Raw genomic sequence first — 25,623 nt, 5'->3', positions numbered from 1 at the left:
TGCTGGCGGAGCCTTTGCCACACGTTTCCTGACAAGCTCAAACAATGAGCAGCAGGGCTGAGGAGGAGAACTTGATGCCGGTTACATCGGTTGCACGATCGAAGTATTCGACGGGGGAGGTCGGCCATGCCGCGCTCGCCGTCGCCGCAAGCCGTTCACTTGAAGCTCTTGGCGAGTCATGCCACCGCGAAATCGGCAAGCTGATGGGGTCGCCCACGGTCGGGCTTTACCTGCTGGATGATCACAAGCCGAGCCTGTTCTACAGTAAGCAGGCACCCGAGGGCTTCATCCGCGAGTACAGCGATGAGTTCGATAAATACGATCCGCTGCTCGCTTACATCTTCGAGAAAGGCCGGCCTGTCGACGGGTCGACAGTGGTCGGCTCGTCTGGCTGGCAGCACTGCAACAATTTCCAGCTGCTGAGGCGCTGGGGCTTCAAGCACTGCATGGCAGGGCCGCTGTTGGTCGAGGATCGTGTGGTTGGCGTCGTCTACACTGCCATTGGCGGCGAAACGGGCCCCTTTCGTGCCCAGGCGGTCGACAGCATGGATATTCTCTGCCGAGCAGGTTCACTCGCCCTCGCCACCATGGTGGAAACCGGCCGGCTCGACGGTGCGCCGATCGGCTGGATATCGCAGTCCAGCGTCGCGTCGCGCCATGAGCGGACAAGCGGCGGGGCACATATCTTGAACCAGTTGCCTGCGCGATCGCGCGAAGTGGCGCTTTTGATCTGCCGCGGCCAGTCCAACAAACAGATCGCGCGGGCGCTGGGGATTTCGGCATATACGGTCAAGGATCACGTCGGCAAACTTTGCCAGCGACTTCACGCCCACAACCGAACCGAACTGGTCCAGCGACTGCTGACAACGCACTAGGTAATCAGTCCAACCTAGACGTGGGCGTTTGCCCTTTCTACAGGCAGCTATTCCGGGCTGCGCCGTCCAGCGGCGCAGCCACATTCTTGGAGCCTCGCCTGTTCCCTCACAGGCAGGCGCGGCCACCAGCGCCGAATGCGCTGCTATTCAGATTCGGCGCTTAAGGTGGTTGTCATGGCTTGAGCTCACGTTTTCCATAGCCGCCACCGGTCGGCGTTCTGATGGTGATCGCATCGCCTGGCTGCAGAACGGTCTGGTCGCACCCGCCAAGCGTTTCGATCTTCCCGTCCATGCGGCGCACGGTGTTTAATCCGCATTCACCTGGCGCACCACCTTCAAGACCGAACGGTGGGATGCGGCGATGGCCACTCAAGATTGCGACATCGAGCGTCTGCATGGCGCGGATCGTGCGTAGCGTGCCATCTCCTGCCGAGAATTCACCCTTTCCGCCTGAGCCCTTGCGAATATGGAAGTCTTCCAGCACCACCGGGAAACGTGTCTCCAGAATTTCGGGATCTGTCAGGCGCGAATTGGTCATGTGGGTGTGAACCGCGTCCGCTCCGTTAAATCCCGGACCTGCAGGCGCGCCAGAGCAAATCGTCTCGTAGTACTGATACTCGTCATTGCCGAAGGTCAGGTTGTTCATCGTCCCTTGCGCGGCCGCCATCGCACCGGTCGCGCCGAACAGGCAGTTCGTCACCGCCTGGCTGACTTCGACATTGCCTGCGACCACTGCGGCCGGATAGCGCGGCGACAGCATCGAACCTGCCGGAACGATCAACCGGATCGGACGCAGGCAACCTGCGTTCATCGGAATATCGCCAGCAACCAGCACGCGGAACACATAGAGCACTGCCGCACGCGTGACCGGTTCGGGCGCGTTGAAATTGTCGCCACGTTGGTCCGAGGTTCCTGTGAAATCGACAGTGGCCTCGCGCTTTTGCCGGTCGATGGTGATTTTCACCTCGATCCTGCAGCCCTGATCCATCTCGTAGCTGAAAGAGCCGTCCGGCAGCCGATCGAGCACTAGGCGCACACTTTCAGCGGCATTGTCCTGGACATGCCCCATATAGGCTTCGACGACATCCTCGCCGAACTGGGCGAGCATCTTGTTCAGCTCGGCGACACCCTTTTCGTTCGCCGCGACCTGCGCCTTGAGATCGTTGATGTTCTGGATCACGTTGCGCACTGGATATGTGCCGCCGGTCAACAGGCTCGTAAGTTCCTTTTCGCGGAAGATGCCCCGATCCAGCAGCTTGAAATTGTCGATATAGACGCCTTCCTGCTCGATCGTGGTTGCCAGAGGCGACATCGAGCCCGGCGCGATACCCCCGATGTCGGCATGGTGGCCACGGCTGGCAACCCAGAAGCGGATCGTCTTGCCGTCTGTGTTGAACACCGGCGTGCAGACGGTGAGATCTGGCAGATGCGTGCCGCCATTATAAGGCGCGTTCAGCAAGAACACGTCACCGGGATGGATGACTGGATTTTCGCGGATTGCCGTTGCGATCGAGGCATCCATGGATCCCAGATGCACCGGCATGTGTGGGGCATTGGCGACCAGATTGCCGCTGGCGTCAAAGACCGCGCAGGAAAAGTCGAGGCGTTCCTTGATGTTGACCGAATAGGCGGTGTTCTGCAGCGTCACGCCCATTTGCTCGGCAATCGACATGAAGAGATTGTTGAATATCTCCAGCATGACAGGGTCCGCCGCCGTCCCGATGGCAGTGGTTGCAGGAAGCGGCACGATGCGCTCCAAAACGATATGATCTCGCACGGTCAGTTGAGCCTGCCAGCCATTCTCGACGACGATGGTCTGGTTGCTCTCGATGATGATCGCCGGACCGTTGACGCGGTTGCCCACAGCCATTTCCGAACGCAGCACAACACCCGCATCGTGGAATGTGCCCTGCGAGAAGAAGCGCGTGCGGCGAGCTGGGATGACCTCGGATTCATCTGCGGCACCCTGGGAGAAGTCGATCTCCGCACCGCTGCCGCCGACCGATTCGACCTCGACAGCCTCGATGACCAGCGACTTTGTCGTGTCGATGAAGCCGAAGCGGCTCTTGTGAAGCTGCTCGAATTCGGCACGCAGGCGCTCCGGCGTATCGAGGTCAGGGAATGTCGCCTCTACGGCGATTGCCGTATCGGTGCCGGCATAACGGATGTGGGCGCGCAGAAAGGTCTTTGCAGCACTTTCGGTGATGCCTTGCGCAGCTAGATTGGCAAGGCAATCGCGCTGCAATTCCAGCCCCAGATCAAGCAAGGCCTGTGGCGCGGCCGCATCGAGATCGACGCCCAGCGCCTTCTGGCGCGTGGCGCGGATATCGGCCAGTCCCATGCCGTAGGCCGACAGCAGGCCTGACATCGGATGCAGCAGAATGCTCTTCATGCCAAGTGCATCGGCAACAAGACAGGCATGCTGGCCGCCGGCGCCACCGAAACAGTTGAGGGCGTAGCGTGTGACGTCATAACCGCGCTGAACGGAAATCTTCTTGATCGCCTCGACCATGTTGGCGACGGCGATCCGGATGAAACCGTCGGCAACGTCTTCCGGCGTGCGCCCGTCGCCAAGTTCGTCTGCGACCTGGGTAAAGTGCGTGCGAACCGTCTCTACGTCGAGACGCTCGTTCTGCTGCGGTCCAAAAAGGGCCGGAAAATAATCCGGGATAAGTTTGCCGACCATCACATTGGCATCGGTTACGGCAAGCGGACCACCATTGCGGTAACACGCGGGACCTGGATTTGCGCCGGCAGAATCGGGTCCGACCCGAAAGCGACCGCCATCGGCATGCAAAATTGAGCCGCCGCCCGCTGCAACCGTATGAATCAGCATCATCGGTGCACGCACCCGTACGCCCGCGACCTGCGTTTCAAATGCGCGTTCATATTCGCCATCGAAATGGGCAACGTCGGTCGAGGTGCCGCCCATATCGAAGCCGATGACTTTTGGGAAACCAGCAGACGCACCCGTTCGCGCAAGACCGACGACACCACCGGCAGGGCCCGACAAAATGGCATCTTTTCCCTGGAACAGATTGGCTGCGGTCAGGCCGCCAGACGACATCATGAACATGACGCGCGCGCCGGTGCGCTCCACGTCGAGTTCGCGCGACACCTGGGCCACATAGCGCGACAGGACCGGCGACAGATACGCGTCGACGACTGTCGTATCACCGCGGCCAACGAACTTGACCAGCGGCGAAACCTCATGGCTGACGGAGACCTGGGTAAAGCCGATCTCACGGGCCACACGGGCGAGAATCTCTTCATGCTGCGGGAATTTGTAGGCGTGCATCAGAACGATGGCGATGCAGTCATAGCCTTGATCGCGCAGGCTTTTCAGCGCGGCGAAGGCTGCCTTTCCGTCAAGCGCCGTTTCCACCTGGCCATTGCCCAGGATTCGCTCGTCCATCTCGACAACCGTGTCGTAGAGCGCCTCGGGCTTCAGGATTTCGGAAGCGAAAATATCCTTGCGCTCCTGGTATCCAATGCGCAACGCGTCGCGGAACCCTTTCGTGGTGACCAGTGCCAGCCGCTCGCCCTTGCGCTCCAAAAGCGCATTGGTCGCAACCGTCGTGCCCATGCGGACTTCGTGGATCAGCCCAGCCGGAATTGGCTCGCTGGCTTCAAGGCCGAGATGCAGGCGGATGCCATGCACGGCGGCGTCACGGTATGCCTCCGGGTTCTCCGACAGAACCTTGCGGGCGTGCAGTTTGCCCTGCGGATCCTTGCCGATGACGTCAGTGAACGTGCCACCGCGGTCGATCCAGAAGTCCCACGATCCATTTTGTCCGTTCATACCCGATATCCCGAATTTCTGCCGCCTAATTAGGCACGCTCAAAAATGAACCAGCAAACGTTGACAAATTATCGATAAAGTGGTGACGATATGTACGTCAAGATGGGGGCAGGCAGATGGCCACAAAAGAGAAGCGCGAGCCGGGCGAGCTGGAAAAGCTCGAAACGACTCTGCCTAAGCACCTTCAGCCCATTCCATCGATCGGCCCGATCGTGTCGTCGTCGCATCTGGCCGAGGGCGCGTCGCCCGGCCTCTCCGAGGTCGAATACGGCTTGATCCTTGCAAGCCATGCTTTTTCCCGCTGGATGGTTCGCTGCATGTCGGCTGCCGGATTGCCCGGCCTGTCCGCCCTTGAAGTGCTGATCCTGCATTCCATCCGCCACCGTGGCCGCGAAAAGAAACTCGCCGACATCTGCCTCGTGCTCGATATCGAAGACACCCACATTGTCACCTATGCCATTCGCAAGCTTGAGGCTGCGGGCCTCCTGACTTCCGGCAAGGCGGCTAAGGAAAAGACCGTGCGGATTACCGAAAAGGGTGCCGAAGCCTGCGCTCGCTATGCCCAGATCCGCGAGCGGCTTCTCGTCGACTCGACCGCGAACGCCCGTCCGTCTGAAGAAACGCTATCGGAAATCGCAGCCGTCCTTCGCTTCATGTCGGGCGCGTTCAATCAAGCGGCGCGTGCCGCTACGACATTGTAAGGAAGTCCGCTTGAACGAGGCCACCATTACCCCGCTCATCTCCGTCGAGGATCTTTCCGTTGCGTTCGGCGCCGCGCGTGTCGTCGAGAATCTGGACTTCTCGGTCGCACCGGGAAGGACACTGGCGATCGTCGGCGAATCCGGCTCGGGCAAGTCGGTCACCTCACTTTCGATGATGCGGCTCGCCGACATCATGGGTGCAAAATTTCCGACCGGACGGATCACGTTCAACGGGGTGAAAGGCAGCATCGATTTGCTGCAGGCCTCGCAAAAGGAGATGCGTTCAATTCGCGGCAAGGAGATCGCAATGATCTTCCAGGAGCCGATGACCTCGCTCAATCCCGTGTTCACCATCGGGGACCAGATCAGCGAAGTGCTTATCCTGCACGAAAAGATGAGCAAGAATGCAGCACTTGCGGAGGCAAGGCGCCTGCTCGACATGGTGCGCTTGCCGGATTCGGGCGAACTGCTCGGCCGTTATCCACACCAGCTTTCCGGCGGCATGCGTCAGCGCGTGATGATCGCCATGGCGCTAGCCTGTCGCCCCAAGCTGTTGATCGCCGATGAGCCAACGACAGCGCTCGACGTCACCATCCAGGCACAGATCCTCAACATCATGCGCGATCTGCAAAAAGAGCTCGGCATGGCGATGATTTTCATCACCCATGACATGGGCGTGGTCGCTGAGATGGCCGACGATGTCGTGGTCATGTGGAAAGGCAAGAAGGTCGAGCAGGGGCCGGTGGCCGAGATCTTCGCAAACCCGCAGCACCCCTATACGCGCATGTTGCTTGGATCGGTGCCGAAGCTTGGCAGTCTTGAAGGCCAGGACTTCCCAAAACGCATGCCACTGACCATTCTCGAAGACGGCCAGCCCAAACTGGTCGGCACTGAGCGCATCCAGGATACGCCTAGATATGACGCTCCACCGCTTCTGTCTGTTCGCGATCTCGTTGTCCGTTTCAATGTCAAGAAAGGCATTTTCGGCGGAGTGACGCATCGCGTGCACGCGGTCGAGGAGGTCAGTTTCGATATTCACCCTGGCGAGACGCTAGCTCTGGTAGGTGAATCCGGCTCTGGAAAATCCACTATCGGACGCGCCATCCAGCAATTGCAGAAGGCGACTTCGGGCCAGATCACTTTCGGTGGCAAATCGTTGGCGCAGATGAATGCCGTCGAGCGCCATCGCTTGCTTCAGGAAGTCCAGTACATCTTCCAGGACCCTTTTGCCTCGCTTGATCCGCGCAAGACGGTCGGTTTCTCCATTGCCGAGCCAATTCGCACGCATGGATTGATTTCTGGAAACACAGAGATCCGCAAGCGTGTCGACGGGCTGCTGGAGCGTGTCGGCCTGACATCGGCGCATGCCGAACGCTACCCGCACGAGTTTTCTGGCGGTCAGCGCCAGCGCGTCTGCATCGCGCGTGCTCTCGCCTCCGACCCCAAGCTGATCATAGCGGACGAGGCACTGTCGGCCCTCGATGTCTCGATCCAGGCGCAGATCATCAACCTGTTCATGGAGCTGCAGGCCGAACGCGGCCTTGCCTATCTTTTCATCAGCCATGACATGGCCGTCGTCGAAAAAATGAGCCATCGCGTCGCCGTTCTGTATCTGGGCCAGATCATGGAACTCGGCAGCCGCCGGCAGGTTTTCGAAACACCTACCCATGCTTATACGCGCAAGCTGCTTTCGGCCGTCCCGGTCGCGGATCCAACGCGCAGGCGCGGCACGGCGATGATGGAAGGCGACATCCCCAGCCCGGTCAGGGCAGTCGGCAATGAGCCGGCAATCCTGCTCCGCGAGGAGGTCAGCCCTGGGCACTTCGTCGCCAAAAGCGCCTGACTGAATCAACAAAACAACATCAGAAGAGGAGTAGATGCTAGTGAAAAAAACAATCGGAATTCGAGCGGCTTACATGGCGCTCGCCATGGCAGGCACGGCGTTCATCGCTTCGCCCGCAATGGCGGAAGGCAAGCTCACGGTGTCTTCTCCCCAGGATCCGGGCAGCTGGGACCCGGTCGATACCTTCCTGGTGCAGTGGGCGGCAGTTGCCACCAACATTTTTGACGGTCTGACCTATCGCGGCCCGGATCTGAAGCTCGTTCCGGGTCTGGCTGAATCCTGGGAGGAACTCGATGAAGGCAAGCGCATCCGCTTCCATCTCCGCAAGGGCGTGACCTTCCACAATGGCGAACCATTCAACGCCGAAGCCGTAAAATTCACCTTCGAACGCCTGCTCGGCGAGCAGGGGGCGAAAGGTCCCCAGCGGTCGAACTACGTTTCGATCGACAGCATCGAGATCATCGACGAATACACCGTCGACATGAAGCTGAAGGCACCGGATCCGGTCCTGCTGACCAAGCTTGCAGGCTATGGCGCGATGATCGTTCCGCCGAAATACATCGCCGAAAAGGGCGAAGATTTCTTCAACGTCAATCCGGTCGGCACGGGCGCGTTCAAGTTCGTTTCCTATGCGCCGAAGGTCAACATCCAACTGGCAGCCAATCCCGACTACTGGGGCGGCGCGCCAAAGCTTTCGGAACTTGACTTCCGCTTCATTGCAGAGCCTTCGACCGCAGTTGCCGAGCTTCAGGCCGGCCGCGTTGACCTCGTCCTGCCGCCGACCATTCCCATTGGCATGATCGACGTCATCAAGAACGACGCCAAGCTCGAGCTCGTTTCGGTACCTGGCCCCACCGTCGATGCATTGCGCTTCAACACCAAGAGCGGCATCACCGCCGACCCCAAGGTGCGTAAGGCGCTGATCATGGCCGTGGATCGCGCGACCATCATCAAGTCGATCCTCGCCGGCGAGGCATCCGAAATCGCCAGTTTCCAGGGTGCGCTTTCGTTTGGCTATGATCCCGAGCTGAAGCCGCTGCCTTACGATCCTGAAGGCGCAAAGGCGCTGCTGGCCGAAGCAGGCGTGAAGCAGGGTGCAACCGTCCAGATAGATATTCGTGGCAATGATGCGACGATGAACGAAGTCGCGCAGGTCATCGCCAGCTATCTCCAGATGGTCGGCATCACCGCCACAATCAAGCCTTACGAAACCAATGTTCTGCTGAACGACATCATCCCACAGGGCAAAACCGGTGCGATGTTCCAGCAGAAGTGGGGCGGCTGGACCTTCGATTACGATAACACCGCGTATTCGATGTATCACTCCGGCGAAAAGTGGAACCCCTACGACAGCGATCCGGAATTGGACAAGCTGCTCGAATCGCAGCGTCCTTTGACGGACCGTGCCGATCGCGAGCGCATCCTCAAGGAAATCGCTAAATATGCCGCCGATCGCGCCCTGGAGCTTCCGCTCTACAACTCGAATGCCATCTACGGCATCAACAAGCGCGTGCAGGGTTTCGTTCCGGCACCTGATACCCGACTGAAACTCAACGAAGTCTCGGTCAACTAATCTACATCAAGGGATGCCGCCTTCACGGGTGGCATCCCCATTCGTTCTTATTCAACGATCAGACGCCTGATTTTGTTCGAACAGCGTTGCGCGCTTTTCCACTGAGATCACGCACTAGGGAAAAACACTTGGCCGGCTTCCTCATCAAGCGACTGTTGCAGGCAATCTTTGTCGTCATTGCCATTACCCTCCTGGTGTCTTTTGCCATTCGCCTGACCGGCGACCCGGCCGTCACCATGTTTCAGGGCGGGGGCAGCATGACCGAAGACGACCTGGCTCGTATTCGCCAGGCGCTCGGCGTGGATAAGCCTTTCATCGTGCAATATCTCGACTTCATGAAAGGCCTGCTGACACTGGATTTCGGCCGCAGCTTCATTGGCAACACTCCTGTTGCGGGGCTGATCGGTGCGGCGCTTCCCGCGACTTTGCTTCTGGCATTCATCTCGATGGTGGTGTCCATCGCGTTGTCCATACCGCTCGGCATCAAGGCGGCAACGGCGCGCGGGAAGACGGCGGATCAGATCATCCGCATCTTGTCGTTGATCGGTCTGTCGTTTCCGAATTTCTGGCTTGCAACCATGCTGGTTCTGCTTTTCGCCATCACGCTCGGCTGGCTGCCACCCAGTGGCATGGATAGCGCCTTAACCTACATCATGCCTGCCGTGACGATGGGCGTCATCTTGACGGCAACCAATGTACGGCTCGTGCGCACGTCGATGCTTGAGACACTGCAATCGCAATACATCATGGTGGCGCGCGCCAAGGGGCTGAGCGAAAGCAAAGTCCTCTACAAGCACGCGCTTCGCAATTGTGCCATTCCGCTCATCACCTATTTCGGATTGCAGTTCGGCGGCCTGCTCGGCGGTATCGTGGTGGTGGAGCGCGTGTTCAACTGGCCCGGCATGGGCACGTTGGCCTTCGACGCTGTGGGCGCGCGCGACTATCCCGTGCTTCAGGCAGTGATCACCGTTCTGTCGCTGATGATTGTCGGCGTGAATCTTCTGGTCGATATCGCTTACGGGCTGGTCGATCCGCGCATCCGTACGGAGTAGACGACAATGGCCTCCAAGACATTCTCGCTGCGCCAGTCGCGCTTCATGAACCTGGAATTCATCCTCGGCGCCTTTCTCACCGTGACAATCTGTCTTGCGGTGGTCTTTTCCGACCTGCTGTTTCCCGGCGGTGGCGCCAAGGTCGATCTACTCGCTCGCTTGACGCCCCCCTTTGTCAATGCAGCTCATCCGCTCGGCACCGATCCGCTGGGACGCGATGTACTGGCGCGCGTGGTTGCGGGCGGCAAGATATCGCTGCTTGTCGGCTTCACCTCAGTTGCAGGGGCCTTGGTCATCGGCGTGCTGATGGGCCTGATCGCTGGCTATTATCGCGGCTTTTGGGACATGATCGTCATGCGCTTTGCCGACATCCAGTTGGCAATGCCTTTTATTCTCCTGGCCATCACATTCATTGCAATCGTCGGCGGCAGCCTGACCAATACCATCATCCTGCTGATCGTGTCGCAGTGGGTGCAGTATGCACGCCTTGTGCGAGGCTCGGTGCTTACCTTGCGTGAGCGCGAATTCATCCTGTCGGCGCGCGCCATCGGCGTGCGCGACTGGCGCATCATCTTCCAGCATCTGCTGCCGAACCTGATCGGGCCGGTTATCGTGCTGATGACGCTCAACGTCGCCTCCAACATCTTGCTCGAGTCGAGCCTGACCTTTCTCGGCCTTGGCGTCGATCCGACGATCCCCAGCTGGGGCGGCATGCTTGCCGACGGGCGTACCTATCTGCAACTGGCCTGGTGGGTCAGCGTCTTTCCCGGCCTTGCCATTTTGCTGACGGTGCTCGGCCTCAACCTTCTTGGCGACTGGCTCCGCGACAGCCTCGATCCGACAGGCAGAACCTCACGATGACATTGATTTTTGAAAAGGCCTACGGGCGCACGCTGGAAGCGCTCGTCGCAACCGTAGCAGGCGAGGGCGCGACGCTGCAGGCATGGACGTTCGACGATCGTGCAAGCCGTAGGGCCGCCGAGCAGAAGCTGGCACAAAAAGGCATCAACGCCCGTATTCGTTCCGCCTACAAGCCACTGCTGCACTTCTTCCTTGAAGAGCTCGACCTGTCCGGCGTGACCGAAATTGCGGTCACATACCCAGTTCATGAATCCGCGCCAAAAAACCGTTTCATCCTCGAAACCTATCCGCTGGCCGCCCTTGCCGGAAACGCCAGGATATCTTTCGTCGCGCGCTCCGATGACCTGTTCCACTACTGCGTGACGCTGACGCTGGCTGACGGCAGCACGGCAAGCCATAGCGTTTTCGCCCCCAACCGGGTGCACGTCGATTTCGTTGGCGAAACCATCGTGTCGCCGACCGGCTGGATCATAACGGGCACTGGCCTCGGCGAACGCCTCGAAACGGACTACGAACATCTGTTTGCCGACACGGTCGCAGCCATCCAGTCACACGACTGGGGAACGGCCGAGCCCTTTTTCGACGAGTTGAACATTCGGGCAGTAGTTCCCTCGTCGGATGAGCCACTGGCCCATGGCGACGAAGTGCTCAGCTTGCGCGAAGCGCTGCACGAGGATTTCTACTTCTCGCTGCTTGAGGTTTTCCAGAAGAAATCAGGCCGTCCGCTCGGTGACCGGGGGCTGCGTCCGGGCCAGATCGTGCCTGAGATCGTGCAGGGCGAAGTTCTCTCAGTAGCCGTTAGCCAGCGGCCCTTGTCATCGCATATCGCCGACGGTCCTGTTGTTGCGCTCGACACGATGCGCGAGCCGCCTTTCTTCGCGCAGGTGGTCGCTGAGCTCGACGCCATCGGCGGCCAGCCCTTCGAAGCGCTGAGCCGCGCGGGCCGGCCTGTGCTTGCCCGCTACGTCAAGGGAACGGATGCGCCGGTCATCATCAGCGGCGGCCAGCACGCCAATGAAAACACCGGGATCGTTGGTGCGATGCGCGCAGCCAAGGTTCTGGCACAGCGACAGAACGCGCATTTCAGCGTTAGCCCGATGGAAAACCCTGACGGCTATGCGCTGCATCAAAGGCTGCGCGCCGACAATCCACGCCACATGCATCATGCCGCGCGCTATACTGCGATGGGCGACGATCTTGAGTACCGCACGCTGGAAAATACCGGCGGTGTGTTGCACGAAAAGGCCATTCGCATCGAGGCCCAACGGCTGACTGGTGCACAACTGCACGTCAACCTGCACGGCTATCCGAGCCACGAGTGGACACGGCCTCTGTCAGGCTACGTGCCGCGCAACTTCGCCATGTGGACGCTGCCGAAAGGCTTCTTCCTCGTCATGCGCCATCACGCAGGATGGGAGGCGCGCGCCGAACGTATGCTTGATCACGTCACAGACCATCTGGGCAAGATCCCCGGCCTTCTCGCCTACAATGACGCGCAGATCGCGCTCTACGAGGTCCATGCAGGTGAAACCGGCTTCCGCATCATCAACGGCTTTCCTTGCCTGTGTTCGGTCGACGACCGCCACACCACCCCGCTGACGCTGGTGACGGAATATCCTGACGAGACTATTTATGGCGAAGATTTCTTAGCCGGGCACACTGCCCAGATGGAAACCGTGCTTTCGGCCTATGAGGCCATGCAGGAGATTTCGGCCATTAGCTGACCAAGCGAAACCGTTTGAGCTGCCCCTGAACGTTTATCCGTATGCCATTGAATATTAACTGGAATGCGGATGACTGGATGCGAGCTTCGGGGGCGGCAAGATTGAAACGTCCAGGACCGTGTATACTTGGCCTATGGTCCGCGTGATTGCTCGGTCCGACGTGTTGGAATGCTGCCGCCTCTTGACCTTGTAAATGCGGCTGGGAGTCAGCATGTCAAGCAAGAGCGGCCCGATTGGATCACTCCAATGCGGGCCGTCTGCATTGCGAGGTGGGCGGGGTTTGGGGCAGCCGTCGCAACACTCAGATCGATTATTTACGGCATCGCGCCGACGCTACCCACCTTCACACTACCGAATGTTACCGTAGGCATCGGTACGTAGCAATTAGCTCATTGGATGGTAGTGCTACCTTTTGACTGGCCGCTTGACGCTCCGCGTCGGTTTGGCGAGTTTGGCGCAAGCGGAGGTGGAAAGCGTGACCCTTACCGACCAAGATATCGTCGAGCTTACGGCCTGGCGGCGCAAGTTGCATCAGCAACCGGAGATCTCAAATGAAGAGGAGATCACCGCAAAGGAGGTCGCCGACTTCCTCGCCAGTACAAGACCGGACCAGCTACTGACCGGGTTGGGCGGTCACGGGGTTGCGGCCATCTACGAAAGTGGTAAAGCCGGGCCAACGGTGATGTTTCGCTCCGAGCTGGACGCGCTGCCGATCCACGAACTCTCGGGCATGCCACATTCATCCCTTGTGCCAGGCAAGTCTCATATGTGTGGTCACGACGGGCATACCGCAATCCTCGCAGCACTTGGCCGTCAGTTTGGGCGCCGACGGCCTGCTCAAGGCCGTGTCGTGCTGATTTTTCAGCCAGCGGAAGAAACTGGAAACGGCGCAGCCGGCGTCGTTGCTGATCCGCGCTTCGCCGCGATCGCGCCGGATTTCGCCTTCTCATTGCACAATCTGCCAGGGGTGCCTCTCGGCCAGGTGCGGCTCAAGGCGGGGGTGGTGAACTGTGCATCGCGCGGCATGCGCATCGTGTTGAGCGGGAAGACAGCGCATTCATCCATGCCGGAGACCGGTGTCTCGCCGATGATGGCCATCAGCCAACTCATGCCTGCGCTCCCAGCTATTGGCGCCGGAGCATTTGATGACGACGAATTCAGCATGGTCACAGTTACCCATGCCGTGATGGGCGAAGCCGTGTTCGGTATCGCGCCTGGATACGCGGAGGTCTGGGTGACTTTACGGACCCGTCGCGACGACTTCATGTCTAATTTATGTGCCTCAGCAGAAGCCCTTGTGACACAAATTTCTGATCAGCATCATTTGTCAGCGCAGTACGACTATCATGAGACATTTGTTGCAAGCGTGAACGCGGCTGAGGCGGTGAAGCACCTGCGGCGAGCTCTCGATGAAGAGGGCATCATGCATGGAGAAGAAAACTTGCCGATGCGCGCTTCCGAAGACTTCGGCGTGTTCGGTCATAAAGCAGCATCAGCGATGTTTTTTCTTGGGGCGGGCGAGCGCCACCCCGCGCTGCACAATCCAGATTATGACTTTCCCGACGCGCTGATCCCGATTGGCTCTAGAATATTCATGCGTACGGCGCGCAACCTCCTTGGTTAATTCTCTGGTCCTTCTCCCTTCGTTGAACGCCTAGGAGACAATGTCCTCGATCCGGATCGGAAAGCGATGCGCCCTTACCCCCGTGGCATGCCAGATTGCGTTGGCGATAGCGCCTACAGTGCCGGTGATGCCAATCTCGCCGACACCCTTGATCCCTAGTCCATTGACGTAGGGGTCATCCTCGTCGATCAGCAGCGCCTCGAGCTCGGGAATGTCGGCATGGACGGGGATGTGATAGGCTGCCAGGTCGGCATTCATCGGCCGACCTGTGCGGCGATCATGGATCGCCTCTTCGTGCAGCGCGAAAGAAACGCCCCAGATCATCCCGCCATAGAGTTGGCTGCGCGCCAATCTGGGGTTGATGATGCGCCCAGCGGCGAAGGCGCCGACAAGGCGCGTGACCCTCACCTGACCCAGATCCGGGTCGACCTTAACTTCCGCAAAGACTGCGCCATGCGAAAACATGGCGCGCGCTTCCGCATGACTAGGATCGCGACGGCCCGTCCCGCGTCCTTCAAGGGACTTGAGGCCTGCTCGCGCGAGGATGTCCGAGTAACTTTCACTCCGGCTCTTGTCATTGCTATGATAGAGGCGCCCGCCTTGCGCCTCGACGCCAGCATTGCCGGCGCCAAACAGGGGGGAGTTGGGGTCGCTGGTAGCGATCTCGGAAAGTTTTGCAATGACATCGGCTCCGGCGCTGTAGAGCGCGCCTCCAGCCGTCGCGGTATGGGCCGAGCCGCCGGCGATGCCGCCATCGGGGAGCTCTGACGAGCCAGAGCGAAATTCGACCATATCGATGTCGAGTCCCAATCCGTCGGCTGCGATCTGCGCAAGTGCCGTCCACGCGCCCTGGCCCATGTCGGCGGCCGCGGTTTCGACGAGCGCGGTACCGTCGCCACGCAAGGTAGCGCGCGCCTCCGCCTGGAACATCGGGGCAGGGAACAGTGCACTGCCCATGCCCCAGCCGACAAGGAGACCGGCATGGTCGCGCATCTGCCGCGGTGCCCGCGGACGCCCGGCCCAACCGAACCTTTCTGCGCCTTGCGCATAGCACTGGCGCAGCGCCTTGGCTGAAAATGGCCTGCCCGTCGCGGGGTCGGTATCGGCATAGTTGCGCAGACGGAATTCCAGGGGATCGAGCCCGCAGGCCAACGCGGCCTCGTCGATCGCGCATTCGAGTGCGGCCGAGCCTGAGGCCTCGCCCGGCGCTCGCATTGGGCCAGGTGTGCCGGTATCGACCCGCATTGCCGAATGCCGGGTCGAGATTGCGGGGCTGGCGTAGAGGTTGTGCGAGGCATTGGCAGCGGGTTCGATGAAGTCGTCGAAGCTGCTCGTGGTCGCTACCGCGTGATGCTCCAGGGCCGTCAGACGCCCCTGCGCATCCATGCCGAGCCGAAGATGCTGTTGCGTTGCCCCGCGGTGCCCGACAGGCCCGAACATCTGGTCGCGAGGCAGCACCAATTTCACGGGGCGTCCAAGCATCCGCGCCGCGAGAATGCAGAGGATCTGCGGGCCGACCAGGATCGCCTTGGATCCGAAGCCGCCGCCCAGAAACGGGCTGCGCAAATGCACGTTTTCGGCCGGAATGCCGAAGAAAGCCGCAAATCCTGCCCGCGCCATCACGATGGCCTGGTTCGGTGTGTCGATGGTCAGCCGGTCGCCGTCCCACTCGGCAACGATCGCATGCGGCTCCATTGCGTTGTGATACTGAGGCGGAGTCTCGTATTCGGTGTCGATCCGATGCGTGGCTGCAGCGAGACCGGCGGCCACATCGCCGCGATCGAAGTTGGGCTCTGCGCCAATGCCGACAGCAGGCGGATCGTAGCGCTCTCCACCATCAAAGCCGATCCGCGCAGGCTCCACCTCGTAGGTCGGAGCAAGCAGGCGCGCGCCTTCCGTCGCGGCCTCCAGAGTGTCGGCGACGACAAGTGCAATCGGCTGTTTGGCATAGCGTACATGGTCGTTCTGCAACGCCTCGATGCGAAACCCAAACAACCCATGTTTGCCATCCGGATCGAGCGCCAGCGGCGGGCGGTTCGCGGGGGTGATCACCTCCACGACGCCGGGATGGGCTTTGGCTGCGGTCACATCGAGGGAAGCGACCCTGCCGCGACCAATCGTGCTGACCGCGACCACTGCGTGCAGCATGGCCGCAGGACGGTTGTCGGCAGCATAGGTCGCCGCACCTGTGACCTTAAGGCGGCCGTCGCGCCGGGTCAGGGGCTGGCCGCTGCTGGAGCCGAGACGGACATGCGTCAAGGGAAATGGAAGAGTGTCAGCCATGGATGAGAACTCCGCTGTCGGATCCGAAGGGGGAGGCGGGCAGTGCCGGCATGCGGTCTGGGGTTCCTGCCGCCGCAAGCAGCAACGCGCGCTTCACTACCCGTGTCGCAAGTTCGATCTTGTAGCTATTGTCGCCTGAGGGAGCCGCGCCAGCGAGCGCCATTTCGGCTGCCTTGGCGAAAGCCTCAGCGGTAGGTGAGAGGCCCTCCAATAGCGTCTCGGCGGCGCGGGCGCGCCAGGGTTTTGCGGCGACGCCGCCCAGGCAAATCCGGGCCGCCCGGATCGTTCCGTCCTCGATCTGCAGTGCTGCGGCGGCGGAGACGAGAGCAAAGGCAAAAGACGTCCGCTCCCGCAGCTTCAGGTAGCGGGCATTGGCGCGGAAGTGTCCGGCCTCTGCCGGCAGGCGCAATCCGGTGATCAGTTCACCTGCCTCAAGGACGCTTTCGCGAGCCGGCGTCGTGCCAGGAAGCAGGTGGAAGTCTTCCAGCGTGACGTCTCGTCGGCCACCTGGGCCCTCGATCTCTACCACCGCGTCGAGTGCGACAAGAGGAACGCAGAAATCGGACGGGTGCGTGGCAATGCAGGCGTCGGACCAGCCAAGGACGGCATGGTTGCGGTTTTCGCCGCCGCGCGCATCGCAGCCCGCGCCCGGATCGCGTCTGTTGCAGGCACTGGCGGTGTCCTGGAAATAGGCACAGCGGGTGCGTTGCAGCAGGTTGCCGCCGACAGTGGCCGCGTTTCGCAACTGCGGCGAGGCACCTGACAGCAGTGCTTCCGCCACGGCGGGATGCGCCGCTGCGAAGACTGGGTCACGAGCCAGATCGGCATTTCGCACCATGGCGCCGATGCGCATGCCGCCTCCAGCCAGCACCTCGATCCTGTCCAATCCAGGCAGCCGGGTAACATCGACGAGCCGGCTGGGGCGTGATACGCCGCCCTTCATCAGGTCCAAGAGATTGGTGCCGGCGGCAAGATAGGCAGTTCCGGGTTCGGAACCAGCGGCAATGGCTTCGGTCACCGAAGCGGGGCGGACGTAGTCGAACAGGTTCATGCGATCCTCCGTTCGTCGTTGGCAAGGTGCTTCTGCGCGTCGAGCACCGCCTCGATGATCCCGGCATGAGCGCCGCAGCGACAGAGATTGCCGCTCATACCTTCGCGGATGCGCTCCGGGTCTTCCCCAGCCTCGCCCTCGCCGATGAGGCCAACCGCACTCATGATCTGTCCGGGGGTGCAAAAACCGCATTGGAAGCCGTCATGGGCGATGAAAGCGGCCTGGACGGGGTCGAGCACGTCGCCTTGCGCAAGACCTTCGATGGTCACGACATCGGCTCCGTCAAGGCTGAGCGCCAGCGCAAGGCAGGCATTGATGCGCCGCCCGTCCACCAACACGGTGCAGGCGCCGCATTGGCCGCGATCGCAGCCTTTCTTCGTTCCCGTCAGCGCAAGCCGCTCGCGCAGAAGGTCGAGCAGCGTTACCCTTGGATCGTCAAGCGTAACGTCCGTGCGGACGCCATTGACCGTAAGGCAGAGGGACAGAGTCATGATTGCTCCGATTGTGATGTCTTAGATTTTTGTCGACCTGACAGGCCGGCTGTGCAACGCAGGCAGCACGCATTGTCGGAAGGAGGCGCTTCCATCAAAAATGGTGGTGGTGCCAACCATCTGATAATGCTTTATACGGAGGGCTCCTCCGTTTTGCAAGCCGTAACTGGAATGACAGCAAAAATGGGACAGCAAATCGAAAAGGCAAGCCGCAAGCCGCGAGCCGATTCCTTGCGTAACCGGGACCGGCTGCTTGTCGCTGCTCGGAATGTTTTCAGCGCCGGCGGGCAGGATGCCAGCCTTGAGGCGGTGGCCCGTGCCGCAGGCGTCGGCATCGGTACCCTCTACCGTCATTTTCCCACACGCGAAGCGCTATTTCAGGCTGTCTACCGTCGCGAGATCGACCAGCTTGTCGATCTCGCCGTAACGCTCACTGCCGACGGAAATCCGCTGGAGGCGCTACGCCGCTGGCTACATGCCAACATCGGGATGGTTGCCACAAAAAAAGGCATGCTTGCGGCGCTGTCCCCGGCAGTTGGGAGTTCAGCTGAGCTGTATGCCGATTCCGCTGCGCGGCTGGCCCGCTCCGTCAGCGATCTGATGACGAAGGCCATTGCGGCTGGCCAGATTCGCGACGACATCGCGCCTGAAGACGTCATGCGTGCGCTGATCGGCATGTGTTACACACGCGAGCAGCCTGGCTGGCAGGACACGGTCATTCGCCTGGTGGATGTCTTCGTGGACGGCCTGCGCTTGCGCCACGACCAGATCGGCTGAAGTAAGCTGCCGCATTGGCGGTGATAGCCCGAAAGCAATCCACGATTGAGACACTTGGCGCTCTGATGTCAGGCCTTTCGCAAATCGAGCAAACGCCGGACTTTGTCGCGACCAAGGCGGGTGTGTTCGGCTAGCGTTCCTGCCTCGACGATTTCTACGTCCACCTTGACGCCAAGGTCTTTGAATAGTTCGCGTCGGATATCAGCTTCCAGCGCCGCTGCATCGATTTGCGTTGACTTGCGCTCGACACGTACTGTCATTTCCTCACGCCGGCCGAGGCCGTCGCCGACATGATAAGCGACGCAAATGTAGTCTCCCGTCGTCCGGTCGTCCTTTGTCACTGCATTTTGACAGGCCAACGGATAGACGTTGGTGCCCCGCAGCTTCACCATTTCGTCGGCACGGCCCAGGAAGGTGGAGAGCTTGCGCGTGATCAGGCCTGACTCGGATTCTTCCCTGTCGGTCATGATCATCAAGTCACGGAGATCGTAGCGGATCAGCGGCGGCACCGACCTGTGCAAGCTGGTGGCGACAACGTTGCCACGCGCACCGTAGGGCACCGCCACACCGGTGTCTGTGTCCAGGATCTGAACATAGACGGTGTCTTCGCTGATGTGCTTGCCGTTGCGCTCGCGTCCTTCGAACGCGATCAGGCCTATCTCGTGGCTACCGTAGTTGTCGTAGACCGGGCAGCCCCATGCCTCTTCGAGCTTCTGCCGTAAACGTCCTTCGACATCCGGTCCGAGATAGGAGTGAAGGAACCGCGTCTTCAGTTGGTGCAAGTCGAACTTCATCTCCTCGGCGACTTGGGCCAAGCGGCCGAGATATTCACCGCGCGCGAACCACCAGTCGACACCCCACTCCTTGGCATACTCAAGCTTGCGTTCGCTCGATGTAACAATGCCTGTGCCAGTCGTCACGGGCACGCAGCCCAACCAATTGAACAACCCCGTAAACGCGTTCCATGCGGAATTGGCGAGCGAATTGGTATAGGTGATCTGAACAACGTCGCCCGGCCGGGCGCCCTGTTCGTAAAAGGCGCGCGCGGCCTGCACGGCCTGCACTTCCCAGGCAATCGGATCAAACAACGTAGGACGAGGCATGCCCGTGGTGCCGCCGCTGGTCTGGATCTTCAGCGGCATCTTGCCGAAGTCGGCCCGGGTAAACTTGTAGTGATCACCAAATGGCGGAGCTGACACCAGCGCGCCCTTGAGGTCATCGCTATTGAACGTTGGAATGCGGTCGATGTGCTCGAGCATGCTGACATCGCCCGGCTCCAGCCCGGCAGCTTTCCAATGCCGCTGATAAAATGGCACCTGCCACGCATCTGCGACGCGATCGAGAAACCGCTTCTCCTGCAACGCATGCATGGCATCGGCCGACAAGCGTCCGGTCGTCGCGTTGAAGTGCGGCGGTGGCGGATAATCCGCCATGAACTGATCCCAGTCGATCGATTTGCAGTAGTAGGGAATACTTAAGGTCATCGGCAGGTATGTTTTTCTGTATTGTCGTCAGCGCTCACACAAGTCCAAGGCTCGCCCTCAACGAGTATTGCCTTGCCGACAGAGGACGCGAACCGAGTCCGCACGCTCCGTTGATACGCTTCGGAGAAGTAAAAATTGCGCGCCTGATCCCAGCTGGGAAACTCGATCACAAAGAACCTCTCAGGAGCCCAATCGCCCTCAAGGGTCTCGATTCGGCCCTCCGTTCCAGCAACACTGCGGATCAGGAAACGCCCACCTTGCTGGTCGAGGATCGGTCGCGCGGCGGAGCGGTAGCTGTCGTATTCCTCCTGATTCTGAATGGAGATCTCAAAGACCAGGAACGCTGCCAACGGCATCTCTCCCACGATTTTCGTTCACATGCACCAGCCTTGCAGATGGATGCAAACAGCGGGCAGGCACACCCATACAGTGGATTGCTCCCTGCCAAGTAACCGTCCGAACGGACTATGGCACCCGTGGCCGATCTTCGTGGCTGGACGTGGCAAAATCGGCATACCGTCCGTTCGGACTATGTTGGGCGGGCAGTTACCGTGAATTATACTGCCAGCTTGGTTTGACCGCGGCGTTGGAGGCGCTCGGTCCAGACCAATATACCCATTTGCCAGCGTAGAGTTTTTTGCTGCCGCAATCAGTATTCTGGAGGAGACGATATGACCTTTCTTAAGCGCGCCGCCGTCGGTGCGGTGCTTTGCACCGGATTGTTGGCCTTTGCACAGCAAGCTTTGGCGGCTGACGACTTCAATACCATTGTTGAGAACGCTAAGAACGAAGGCAACGTCATCGTTCGGATCACCAATCCGAGTTCGCCGGAGGCTCATGCGGCGCTCGAGAAGGCATTCAATGAACGCTTCGGCCTGGCAGTGAAACTTGAATGGACACCACAAGGTGCTCCGCAGACCAACGCTCGTGTCATTGCCGAAGCCGGTGCCAACCAGGGCTCTGTCGACATCATTGGCCTCGGCAGCGCCGAGGATGTGGAGGCCTTGCGCAGCCGTGGCTTGGTCAAGGAGTATCCGTGGGTCGAAGTATTCGGCAAGGAACTACCCGGCATCGAACGTGTGGTGAACGACGTCATTCCGGATTTGCGTGGCGCGACGTTCAACCTGCTTGATGCCATCTATGGCATCGGCTGGAACACCAACATGATCAAGGCTGAAGACGTGCCCACGGCGACGACCGACCTGATCGATCCAAAGTGGAATGGCAAGCTCGCGCTCAACGCGTTCTTCCTCAATCCGCTGCCCACCATCGCTTATATCACCGGCCAGGATGAAATGCTGGACTACGCGCGCAAGCTCGTCGAAAACAAGCCAATCCTGCAGCGTGGCAGCCCGGTGGTGATGCAGGCGCTCTCCGTCGGACAGGCGCCACTCGGCATCATCACTTACCACGCTGCGCAGGCCGCCAAGAAGAAAGGCCAGCCTGTCGATTTCAAGCTCTTCTCCGACTACGTCATGATTTATCAGGGATTGATCTACATTCCCGAGAACGCGCCCCATCCAAACGCAGCCCGACTGTTCATGGCATGGCTCGCCACGGATGGCACCAAGGTGGCGTCCGAGTTCGAAGCCATGCCACGTATCAGCGACGAGGGTTCAGCTGCCGCGATTTTCGTCAAGGACGCACTTACTAGGACTGGCGCCAAGATCGCGACACCAACCTCTTTGAAGGAGATCGCGGCACAGGAAGCTCTGCGTGCGTCGCTGACCAAGCTTCTCACGTCCGCCGGCAACTGACGCTTCCAACTTCACTCATACATGCCCCGCTCCACAGCGGGGTATGGCACTTTACCAGCTTGGATACGTCATGCTTGTCATCGAAAACCTTGAGAAGACCTATGCCGGACGCGGCGGCGGCCAGCCGGTTCACGCTTTGCGTGGCGTGAGCTGCACAGTGAAACAAGGCGATTTCTTTGCCCTCTTGGGACCAAGCGGCTGCGGCAAGACGACAATGCTGCAATCCATCGCCGGACTGGAGACGCCAGACAACGGCGAAATCAGGATCGGCGACAAGACAGTCTTCAACCCGAACAAGTCGGTTTACGTACCGACCAGCCAGCGCATGCTGGGCATGGTGTTCCAGTCCTACGCGATCTGGCCGCACATGACTGTGTTCGACAACGTGGCTTTTCCGCTCGTCCACGGTCGCCATAAGGCGCCGCGCGAGGAGGTTAGCAGACGCGTGATGCTGGCTCTTGAGCGCGTTAAGCTGGCCGACCACGCCCAGCGACTGGCTCCCCATCTCAGCGGTGGCCAGCAACAGCGCGTGGCATTGGCACGCGCAATCGTTCACGAACCGCGCCTGCTCCTACTCGACGAGCCTTTGAGCAACCTTGATGCGCGCCTGCGCGATACGATGCGCGAAGACCTAAGGCAGCTCGTCAAATCGCTTGGCATCACCACCGTATTCGTGACCCACGATCAGGTGGAAGCAATGGGCATGTCCGACCAGGTCGCCGTGCTGCATGGCGGCGCTATCGTGCAGATCGGTGCACCGGAGGAGATCTACTTCCGTCCCAGAACGGCTTTTGCCGCAAACTTCGTCGGTCGAAGCAATACACTGCCTGGTCGTGTGACCACGGTAGAGCGCATTGGCGGACAAACACTGCGTCGGTTCGAAACAGCAATCGGCGAAATATGCAGCTTGGTGGATTCCGACGTGGACGTGGGCTGTGAAGGGCTTTGTATCATCCGTCCGCAGGCCTTCAGCCTAGTGCCGGGCGACATGGGAGGAGGAGGCAACGCCATCTCCGGAACCCTAAGCGCCAGAAGCTTTCTTGGCGACACTGTTGAGGCGCAGCTTACGGTTCGCGATACGCCTTTGCGCATTGTTCTCAACTCCTACGACACAGTCGCGACAGGGTCCGAAATGCGTTTCTCAGTGCCCTTCGACAGATGCGTCATCGTGCCGACCGAGCATTGACCATGACAAGTGAGACAAGAACGACAACGCGTCGCCGTTCGCTCGACGTCGGGCAGCCATGGGTTGCGCAAACCGTGGTGCTGTTGATCGTGGCAGCCCTGGTTATCGGGCCCCTCTTGATGTTGTTCCGCACTGCTTTGCTGCCTGAGAATTCGCTTCCTTTCGAGACCTGGGAACTTACCCTATCCAATTTCGCGACCATCCTGGCGGACCCGCAAGTTCTGACCCTGCTCTTCAACACAGCAGTATATGCATTCGGGAGCGTCTTGGTTGGCCTGTTGATCGCAACGGTGCTTGCCTGGCTGGTCGAGAGGACGGACATGCCGGGCCGAACGGCCGTACGTATAGCGCTCTTCACATGGATGGCGGTGCCGCCGGTCATACTGGGTTTCGGCTGGATTCTGTTGATCAATCCCGGAAGCGGTATCCTCAATGCTCTGTGGCGCGCATTCGCTGGAACGGACGGGCCGCTGACCATCTATTCGATGTGGGCGCTGATCCTGATCACCGGTATCAGCGTGGCGCCGACGGCCTTCGTTATGATCGGCGGACTGTTTCGCAACATGGATCCGCAGCTTGAGAACGCTGGTTATGTACATGGAGGAAACTGGTCGTCGGTAGCACGGCGCGTCACGCTGCCGCTCCTCACTCCCGGCCTGCTATCGGTCGGCATCTATGTATTTATCGCCGTGGTACAGACCTTCGAGTTGCCACTAATAGTCGGCCTGACAGCACGCATCCCGGTGTTGAGTACGCGCATTTACCTCTTGTCCTCTCCCGATGTAGGCGTGCCGAGCTACGGCCTGTCAGCGGCATTCGGCCTCGTACTCCTTGTTACTGCCGTGCTGTTGATGCTTCTCTACTTCCGGGTGGTCGGAGCCGGTGAGAAATACCGCGTCGTGAGCGGCAAAAGTTTCAGGCCGCGTCAGACCAGGCTCGGACGCTGGTCCATTCCGGCTGTCGTCGGCACGGCACTGTTGGTGCTGCTGATGATCTTGCCGCTTCTCGTACTCTTTTGGACTAGCTTCCTGCGCTTCTACGAACTGCCGAGCCTTGACGCCCTTTCACGCGTGTCGCTGGACACCTATCGCGAGGTACTTGCGCGTGGTGCTGTGCGCGGTGCGATCCTGAATACTGTCATTTTAGTGCTCGTAAGCAGCACGGCGACCATGTGCTTGGCGGCGGTAGTCGCGTGGTTTTCACATCGCGGGCGTGGTTGGATCGCCCGATTGCTCGATGTACTTTCATTCTCGCCGATAGCTATTCCACCGATTGTCATGGCAATGGCCATCCTGCTGCTCTATCTGCGCACACCGCTCTACGGATCTGTGGCAATCCTCATTCTGGGCCATATAACGATCTATCTGGCCTTCGCCACGCGCACGCTGTCCAGCGCACTTGTTCAATTGCACAAGGAACTGGCCGATGCCGCCGTGGTCAGCGGGGCTAGCTGGTGGACGACGCTCACCCGTGTCATCATTCCTTTGATATGGCCGCAGGCCCTGAATGGCTGGATCTGGGTGTTGGCCCACAGTGCACGCGACCTGACGATCCCGCTGCTTCTTATGACCAATTCGAACATGGTCATGTCGACCGTCATGTGGACGCTCTGGGATGTGCCCGACCTGCCTGGCGCGGCGGCGCTCTCAACGCTGCTTGTGGCCGCACTTTTGTGCATCGTGGTTCCCCTGCAGCTATGGATTACCCGCGCGTCGGAGCGCGCCCTATAGACGCTAGGTTGGGGAGATGTTGCGCATCCCTCATTTTTTGTCTGGAACTGACTAAGCCCGACTCGGTGCGTGAAAGGGTCAAGGGAAACTAACGAGAGTTCTTAGGAACCCTCCGGTTCGGCTGACTACTCACGCCGAACCTTTCGATTTTCCCTTTGACAGAGAGCATGCTGCAGCCGTTGATCCGGCCAGCAGATGCCCTACCCGCTCTCTAGATGGTTAAGCCTTGGCCTGCTTTGGGCCGCGCTTCGTTGGCAGCTTCGCCGGTTGCTTGGCGCCAGGCTTGCGACCAAGGCCGAGCTTCTTCGCCAATTCGGAACGCTGCTGAGCATAGCCGGGCGCAACCATCGGGTAGTCGGCTGGCAACGACCACTTGGCGCGATATTGTTCAGGGGTCAGGCCCACTCCGGAGAGATGCCGTTTCAGGGCTCGGTACTGTTTACCGTCTTCGAGGCTGATGATGTATTCGTGGGTTACCGTCTTCTTGATCGGCATCCGTGGCTTTGGCGCCTCTTCAGATTGAACTTCCGGCACATTAAGTTTTTTTATGCTGGTGAAAACATCTGCGATCAGATTTGGCATATCCTCTGGTCTGATCGAGTTGTTGGAAACATACGCCGCTACAATGTCGGCGGTAAGTTCAATAAGCTGATTGCCAGGTTTCGGAAACAATTCGGACATCAATAAGCTCCAGTCTAATTCCCCCTGGCTGTCGCGTAGCTGATATTCCACTGCAGTGGAACCCGGAAATCGAAAAATTATGGGTCAAATGGCCGGCTTGTACCGAGAATGTTGTCCGAATTCTTCGC

The 25,623-nt window shown here is 59.9% G+C and carries 19 protein-coding genes; 12 read left to right on the top strand and 7 right to left on the bottom strand.

Translation table 11 applies throughout. From position 1 onward, the window contains the following. The first annotated feature begins 74 nt into the window (after positions 1-74). Positions 75-875, top strand: a complete 801-nt coding sequence (locus AC1DLV_RS03525) for a LuxR C-terminal-related transcriptional regulator (RefSeq protein WP_476798190.1) — start codon at positions 75-77, stop codon at positions 873-875. Between the two features lie 172 nt (positions 876-1,047). On the opposite strand, the gene AC1DLV_RS03520 is transcribed toward AC1DLV_RS03525, so the two are convergent. Further along, entirely contained in the window at positions 1,048-4,677 is a 3,630-nt protein-coding gene (locus AC1DLV_RS03520; protein ID WP_476798189.1) for a hydantoinase B/oxoprolinase family protein, read from the bottom strand. 116 nt (positions 4,678-4,793) lie between these two features. Between AC1DLV_RS03520 and AC1DLV_RS03515 the strand changes: the two genes are divergently transcribed. The 7 genes from AC1DLV_RS03515 (at position 4,794) to AC1DLV_RS03485 (ending at position 14,055) form a co-directional block, all read left to right on the top strand. Continuing rightward, positions 4,794-5,378 carry a winged helix DNA-binding protein gene (locus AC1DLV_RS03515; protein ID WP_476798188.1) on the top strand — a complete coding sequence of 195 codons (585 nt, stop codon included), beginning with the start codon at positions 4,794-4,796 and terminating at the stop codon, positions 5,376-5,378. 10 nt (positions 5,379-5,388) lie between these two features. Beyond that, positions 5,389-7,221: an ABC transporter ATP-binding protein gene (locus AC1DLV_RS03510; RefSeq protein WP_476798187.1), complete on the top strand. Its 1,833-nt coding sequence runs from the start codon at positions 5,389-5,391 to the stop codon at positions 7,219-7,221. A gap of 34 nt (positions 7,222-7,255) precedes the next feature. Further along, complete coding sequence (locus AC1DLV_RS03505) at positions 7,256-8,794, top strand: ABC transporter substrate-binding protein (protein ID WP_476798186.1); 1,539 nt, start codon at positions 7,256-7,258, stop codon at positions 8,792-8,794. A gap of 128 nt (positions 8,795-8,922) precedes the next feature. Further along, positions 8,923-9,846: an ABC transporter permease gene (locus tag AC1DLV_RS03500; RefSeq protein WP_476798185.1), complete on the top strand. Its 924-nt coding sequence runs from the start codon at positions 8,923-8,925 to the stop codon at positions 9,844-9,846. A gap of 6 nt (positions 9,847-9,852) precedes the next feature. Continuing rightward, positions 9,853-10,707 (top strand): ABC transporter permease, encoded by an 855-nt coding sequence (locus AC1DLV_RS03495; protein ID WP_476798184.1) that lies wholly within the window; start codon positions 9,853-9,855, stop codon positions 10,705-10,707. Beyond that, positions 10,704-12,431: a M14 family metallopeptidase gene (locus tag AC1DLV_RS03490; protein WP_476798183.1), complete on the top strand. Its 1,728-nt coding sequence runs from the start codon at positions 10,704-10,706 to the stop codon at positions 12,429-12,431. Before AC1DLV_RS03495 ends, AC1DLV_RS03490 begins: the two co-directional genes overlap by 4 nt. 475 nt (positions 12,432-12,906) lie before the next feature. Continuing rightward, a complete protein-coding gene (locus AC1DLV_RS03485; protein WP_476798182.1) occupies positions 12,907-14,055 on the top strand; it encodes an amidohydrolase in 1,149 nt (382 codons plus the stop codon). Positions 14,056-14,085: 30 nt separating this feature from the next. Here AC1DLV_RS03485 and AC1DLV_RS03480 read toward each other — a convergent pair whose 3' ends face one another. The 3 genes from AC1DLV_RS03480 to AC1DLV_RS03470 are packed head-to-tail and all read right to left on the bottom strand — an operon-like array spanning position 14,086 to position 17,880. After that, the gene (locus AC1DLV_RS03480) at positions 14,086-16,338 is read right to left on the bottom strand and encodes a xanthine dehydrogenase family protein molybdopterin-binding subunit (RefSeq protein ID WP_476798181.1); all 2,253 of its coding nucleotides are present in this window, start codon (positions 16,336-16,338) and stop codon (positions 14,086-14,088) included. Continuing rightward, positions 16,331-17,389: an FAD binding domain-containing protein gene (locus tag AC1DLV_RS03475; RefSeq protein ID WP_476798180.1), complete on the bottom strand. Its 1,059-nt coding sequence runs from the start codon at positions 17,387-17,389 to the stop codon at positions 16,331-16,333. The genes AC1DLV_RS03480 and AC1DLV_RS03475 overlap by 8 nt, the downstream gene beginning before the upstream one ends. Next, positions 17,386-17,880, bottom strand: a complete 495-nt coding sequence (locus tag AC1DLV_RS03470; protein WP_476798179.1) for a (2Fe-2S)-binding protein — start codon at positions 17,878-17,880, stop codon at positions 17,386-17,388. Before AC1DLV_RS03470 ends, AC1DLV_RS03475 begins: the two co-directional genes overlap by 4 nt. Positions 17,881-18,063: 183 nt before the next feature. Here AC1DLV_RS03470 and AC1DLV_RS03465 point away from each other — a divergent pair, with 183 nt between their 5' ends. After that, complete coding sequence (locus AC1DLV_RS03465) at positions 18,064-18,657, top strand: TetR/AcrR family transcriptional regulator (RefSeq protein ID WP_476798514.1); 594 nt, start codon at positions 18,064-18,066, stop codon at positions 18,655-18,657. Between the two features lie 68 nt (positions 18,658-18,725). Here the strand turns inward: AC1DLV_RS03465 and AC1DLV_RS03460 are convergent, their stop codons facing one another. Further along, entirely contained in the window at positions 18,726-20,141 is a 1,416-nt protein-coding gene (locus AC1DLV_RS03460; protein ID WP_476798178.1) for a phenylacetate--CoA ligase family protein, read from the bottom strand. Further along, positions 20,138-20,491, bottom strand: a complete 354-nt coding sequence (locus AC1DLV_RS03455) for a DUF1330 domain-containing protein (protein ID WP_476798177.1) — start codon at positions 20,489-20,491, stop codon at positions 20,138-20,140. Before AC1DLV_RS03455 ends, AC1DLV_RS03460 begins: the two co-directional genes overlap by 4 nt. Positions 20,492-20,812: 321 nt before the next feature. Here AC1DLV_RS03455 and AC1DLV_RS03450 point away from each other — a divergent pair, with 321 nt between their 5' ends. The 3 genes from AC1DLV_RS03450 (at position 20,813) to AC1DLV_RS03440 (ending at position 24,814) form a co-directional block, all read left to right on the top strand. After that, on the top strand, positions 20,813-21,898 hold the full coding sequence (locus tag AC1DLV_RS03450; protein ID WP_476798176.1) for an ABC transporter substrate-binding protein: 1,086 nt from the start codon (positions 20,813-20,815) through the stop codon (positions 21,896-21,898). Positions 21,899-21,968: 70 nt separating this feature from the next. Further along, complete coding sequence (locus tag AC1DLV_RS03445; RefSeq protein ID WP_476798175.1) at positions 21,969-23,084, top strand: ABC transporter ATP-binding protein; 1,116 nt, start codon at positions 21,969-21,971, stop codon at positions 23,082-23,084. Between the two features lie 2 nt (positions 23,085-23,086). Then, on the top strand, positions 23,087-24,814 hold the full coding sequence (locus AC1DLV_RS03440; RefSeq protein WP_476798174.1) for an ABC transporter permease: 1,728 nt from the start codon (positions 23,087-23,089) through the stop codon (positions 24,812-24,814). Between the two features lie 219 nt (positions 24,815-25,033). Here the strand turns inward: AC1DLV_RS03440 and AC1DLV_RS03435 are convergent, their stop codons facing one another. Beyond that, the gene (locus AC1DLV_RS03435) at positions 25,034-25,495 is read right to left on the bottom strand and encodes a Ros/MucR family transcriptional regulator (protein WP_476798173.1); all 462 of its coding nucleotides are present in this window, start codon (positions 25,493-25,495) and stop codon (positions 25,034-25,036) included. Positions 25,496-25,623 lie beyond the last annotated feature (128 nt).

This window comes from Aminobacter sp. 01T433 (assembly GCF_056398585.1).
Note: the sequence above shows the minus strand (reverse complement) of the source record. Positions and strands in the feature narration are given on the sequence as shown.

What these genes read in the sequence shown, in the direction of transcription:
- AC1DLV_RS03435 (WP_476798173.1), bottom strand. Translation starts at nt 25,495, where the DNA reads ATGTCCGAATTGTTTCCGAAACCTGGCAATCAGCTTATTGAACTTACC.
- AC1DLV_RS03495 (WP_476798184.1), top strand. Translation starts at nt 9,853, where the DNA reads ATGGCCTCCAAGACATTCTCGCTGCGCCAGTCGCGCTTCATGAACCTG.
- AC1DLV_RS03475 (WP_476798180.1), bottom strand. Translation starts at nt 17,389, where the DNA reads ATGAACCTGTTCGACTACGTCCGCCCCGCTTCGGTGACCGAAGCCATT.
- AC1DLV_RS03490 (WP_476798183.1), top strand. Translation starts at nt 10,704, where the DNA reads ATGACATTGATTTTTGAAAAGGCCTACGGGCGCACGCTGGAAGCGCTC.
- AC1DLV_RS03515 (WP_476798188.1), top strand. Translation starts at nt 4,794, where the DNA reads ATGGCCACAAAAGAGAAGCGCGAGCCGGGCGAGCTGGAAAAGCTCGAA.
- AC1DLV_RS03450 (WP_476798176.1), top strand. Translation starts at nt 20,813, where the DNA reads ATGACCTTTCTTAAGCGCGCCGCCGTCGGTGCGGTGCTTTGCACCGGA.
- AC1DLV_RS03525 (WP_476798190.1), top strand. Translation starts at nt 75, where the DNA reads ATGCCGGTTACATCGGTTGCACGATCGAAGTATTCGACGGGGGAGGTC.
- AC1DLV_RS03520 (WP_476798189.1), bottom strand. Translation starts at nt 4,677, where the DNA reads ATGAACGGACAAAATGGATCGTGGGACTTCTGGATCGACCGCGGTGGC.
- AC1DLV_RS03465 (WP_476798514.1), top strand. Translation starts at nt 18,064, where the DNA reads ATGGGACAGCAAATCGAAAAGGCAAGCCGCAAGCCGCGAGCCGATTCC.
- AC1DLV_RS03445 (WP_476798175.1), top strand. Translation starts at nt 21,969, where the DNA reads ATGCTTGTCATCGAAAACCTTGAGAAGACCTATGCCGGACGCGGCGGC.
- AC1DLV_RS03480 (WP_476798181.1), bottom strand. Translation starts at nt 16,338, where the DNA reads ATGGCTGACACTCTTCCATTTCCCTTGACGCATGTCCGTCTCGGCTCC.
- AC1DLV_RS03460 (WP_476798178.1), bottom strand. Translation starts at nt 20,141, where the DNA reads ATGACCTTAAGTATTCCCTACTACTGCAAATCGATCGACTGGGATCAG.
- AC1DLV_RS03440 (WP_476798174.1), top strand. Translation starts at nt 23,087, where the DNA reads ATGACAAGTGAGACAAGAACGACAACGCGTCGCCGTTCGCTCGACGTC.
- AC1DLV_RS03505 (WP_476798186.1), top strand. Translation starts at nt 7,256, where the DNA reads ATGCTAGTGAAAAAAACAATCGGAATTCGAGCGGCTTACATGGCGCTC.
- AC1DLV_RS03470 (WP_476798179.1), bottom strand. Translation starts at nt 17,880, where the DNA reads ATGACTCTGTCCCTCTGCCTTACGGTCAATGGCGTCCGCACGGACGTT.